General features: G+C 70.2%; 3 protein-coding genes. All 3 read left to right on the top strand.

Annotated elements, in window-relative coordinates:
• Positions 1–172 precede the first annotated feature (172 nt).
• Positions 173–913 carry a DUF4232 domain-containing protein gene (locus KDL01_RS40010; protein WP_212533944.1) on the top strand — a complete coding sequence of 247 codons (741 nt, stop codon included), beginning with the start codon at positions 173–175 and terminating at the stop codon, positions 911–913.
• 198 nt (positions 914–1,111) lie between these two features.
• On the top strand, positions 1,112–1,936 hold the full coding sequence (gene hisN, locus KDL01_RS40015) for a histidinol-phosphatase (protein WP_212533945.1): 825 nt from the start codon (positions 1,112–1,114) through the stop codon (positions 1,934–1,936).
• 4 nt (positions 1,937–1,940) lie between these two features.
• Positions 1,941–3,121, top strand: a 1,181-nt coding sequence (locus KDL01_RS40020) for a DedA family protein (protein WP_212533946.1), incomplete at its 3' end; no start/stop codon positions are given.

The raw sequence follows: 3,121 nt of genomic DNA on the forward strand, positions 1-3,121 counted from the left end.
CCCCCGCGCCACCCCTCCCTCCTTATCGAATCGCAACTGATCCAGGCGGAAAGCCGCCAACCGGTGCATGCGTCGGGCACTCTCTGGTTACGGGCGTCGCACGATGCGTCGCCGCCGTGATCCGCAGTTCCGGGACCACGCAGGTCCGAGAAGGGAAGTAGTGGAACCGACCATGAACCTCGACCGCTTCGTCCAGGCCCGACGGGCCGCGGCCGCCCTCGGTGCGCTGGTGGGCACCCTGGCGCTGTGCACCGCGTGCGTCGGCGCGTCCACCCCCGGCACAACCTCGACCGGAACCGGCACCGTCGTCGCCAAGACCAGCAGCACCGGTACGGGCACGGGCGGCGCAACCGGCGGCGGCGCGACGACCACCTCCGGCACCGGCTCGACCACCGGCAGCGGCGGCGGAACCGGCGGGACGACCGGCGGGACCGGGGGCACCGGCGGCAGCACCTCGAACGCCGGCTCGAACACCTGCCTGGTGCGCTACCTCAACGGCACCGTCGGTGCGTCGCAGGGCACCGCGGGCTCGGTCTACGTCAACATCGTGTTCAAGAACCTCAACAACGCCCCGTGCACCCTCTACGGCTACCCCGGCGTCTCGTTCGGCAAGGGCGGCCCCGGCACCGGCGTCACCCTGACCCAGGTAGGCGCCCCCGCCGACAAGAACCCGGCCGTGGCCAAGACCCTCGTCACCCTCCAGCCCGGCGGCTACGCGTACGCCACGCTCCAGATCGGCGACGCAGGCAACTACCCGTCCGCCACCTGCAACCCGACGCCGACCACCTATCTGATGGTCTACCCGCCGAACACCAGCAACCAGCTCTACATCCCCTACACCTCCACCGCCTGCACCTCGAGCAGCGTCGTCACCCTGCACGTCGAGGCCGTCCAAGCCGGCACCGGCGGCTGACCCGCGGCGCCACAGAGCACGGAGTGCCGGGCCGTCTTCACCGACGGCCCGGCACCTGCCGACCTTTGCCCCCGCCTGCCGGTCCTCGCGCCGCCCCGGCCGCTTCGCGGGCCCCTCGCGGGCCACGTGCACGCTCGCCACATTCCATTGACGGTCACGCGCACGCTCGCCACATCACGTTGACGGTACTTTGGTGGCGTGACGGCATACGACGACGACCTCAGACTGGCCCACGTGCTGGCGGACCAGGCCGACGAACTGACCATGAAGCGGTTCAAGGCGCTGGACCTGAAAGTGGAGACCAAGCCTGACCTCTCGCCGGTCAGCGACGCCGATCGGGCCGTCGAGGAGCTGCTGCGCGGCGCCCTCGGCCGCTCCCGGCCCAGGGACGCGATGCTCGGCGAGGAGTACGGCTCAGCCGCCGGGCGCGCGGACGGGCGGCGCAGCTGGATCATCGACCCGATCGACGGCACGAAGAACTACGTGCGCGGGGTGCCGGTGTGGGCCACCCTGATCGCGCTGATGGAAGACGGCGCGCCGGTCGCGGGCGTCGTCTCCGCCCCCGCGCTCGGCCGCCGCTGGTGGGCCTCGCTCGGGGCCGGCGCGTACACCGGCCGGGCGCTGTCCCGGGCCACGAGGCTGCAGGTCTCGCAGGTCTCGGAGCTCAAGGACGCCTCGTTCGCCTACTCCTCGGTGATCTCGTGGGAGGAGTACGGCAAGCTCGACGGCTTCCTGGCACTCTCCCGAGCCTGCTGGCGTACCAGGGCGTATGGTGACTTCTGGTCGCACATGCTGGTGGCCGAGGGCGCCGTGGACATCGCGGCCGAGCCCGAACTGTCGCTGTGGGACGTGGCCGCCCCGGCGATCGTCGTCACCGAGGCCGGCGGCCACTTCAGCGCCACCGACGGCAACCCGTCCCCGGCGGCGGGCTCGGGCATGAGCTCGAACGGCCTGCTGCACGAGGCGCTGCTGGCCTACCTCGGCGACGACGAGGACGAGCACACGGGGACAGGGACGGTCTAGCAGGATGCTGAACACCATCATCAACCACCTGCTGGTCTTCAGCGGCTGGTCCGCGATCCTGCTCGTGTTCCTGCTGCCGGCGCTGGAGTCCTCGGTCTTCCTCGGCTTCGTGATCCCCGGCGAGACGGCAGTGGTCGTCGGCGGCTTCCTCGCCTACGAGCACCGCGTCTCCCTAGGCGCAATCCTCGCCGCAGGCATACTAGGCGCGATCATCGGCGACTCGATCGGCTTCGCCGTAGGCAAACGCTGGGGCGACTCCCTGCTCGGCCGCCTGCCCAAGCGCCTCGTCAAGCCCGAGCACGTGGTCCAAGGCAAGCAGATGATCACCCGCCTAGGCGGCCGCGCCGTCTTCGCCGGCCGCTGGGTCTCCGTCCTGCGCGCTCTAGTCCCCGGCCTGTGCGGCACCAGCGGCATGCGCTACCCCACGTTCCTCCTCTGGAACGCCATCGGCGGCATCACCTGGGCCACCGCCTTCACCATGCTCGGCTACCTAGCCGGCTCCGCCTGGCAGCGCGTAGAGCACTACACCTCCGTCGCCAGCTACGTCATCCTCGGCGTAATCCTCGCCGCCATCGTCGCCGTAATCCTCCTCAAGCACCGCCGCCAACACGCCCGCGACGCCGAAACCCGCCGCGAAGAAGCCACCGCAGCCGCAGGGACTGGGGTCGCGGCGGATTCGACGGAGTCCGCGACCTCGGCGGGCTCCGCGAACTCGACAAGCTCCGCGAAGTCAGCGGTCTCCGCGGAGTCGGCGAGTTCTGCGGAGTCGGCGAACGCAGCGGGATCGGCGGGCTCAGCAGGGTCGGCGGACTCGACGAACGCAGCGGACTCAACAGACCTTACGGACCCGGCAAGCTCAGCGGAAGCAACAGACTCGGCGAAGACCGCAGGCTCGGCAGGCAACGAGAAGGCACCAAGCTCAGGCTCAGCCGAAGAGTCAGCAGAATCGGCAGCGGCAGCCAGCTCAACGAAGACCCCTGCCCAGCCGAACCCCGCATCAGCCCCCTCAGAGTCGCACTCGACGTCACGACAGTCGAAGCCCCTCACACCATCCGCCCCGTCGACCAACGGCAGCGGACCAAAGCCGTCAACCAACGGCACAAACGGCGCCACTCACCCGTCGCCCACATCGCCCCCCACGTCCACCAAGCCCGACAGCGACGCCGACGAGCAGCACTTCTCAAG

Origin of the sequence: Actinospica durhamensis, assembly GCF_018139695.1 — a bacterium.
In the GTDB taxonomy this organism is placed as follows: domain Bacteria; phylum Actinomycetota; class Actinomycetes; order Streptomycetales; family Catenulisporaceae; genus Actinospica; species Actinospica durhamensis.

What these genes read in the sequence shown, in the direction of transcription:
- KDL01_RS40010 (WP_212533944.1), top strand. Translation starts at nt 173, where the DNA reads ATGAACCTCGACCGCTTCGTCCAGGCCCGACGGGCCGCGGCCGCCCTC.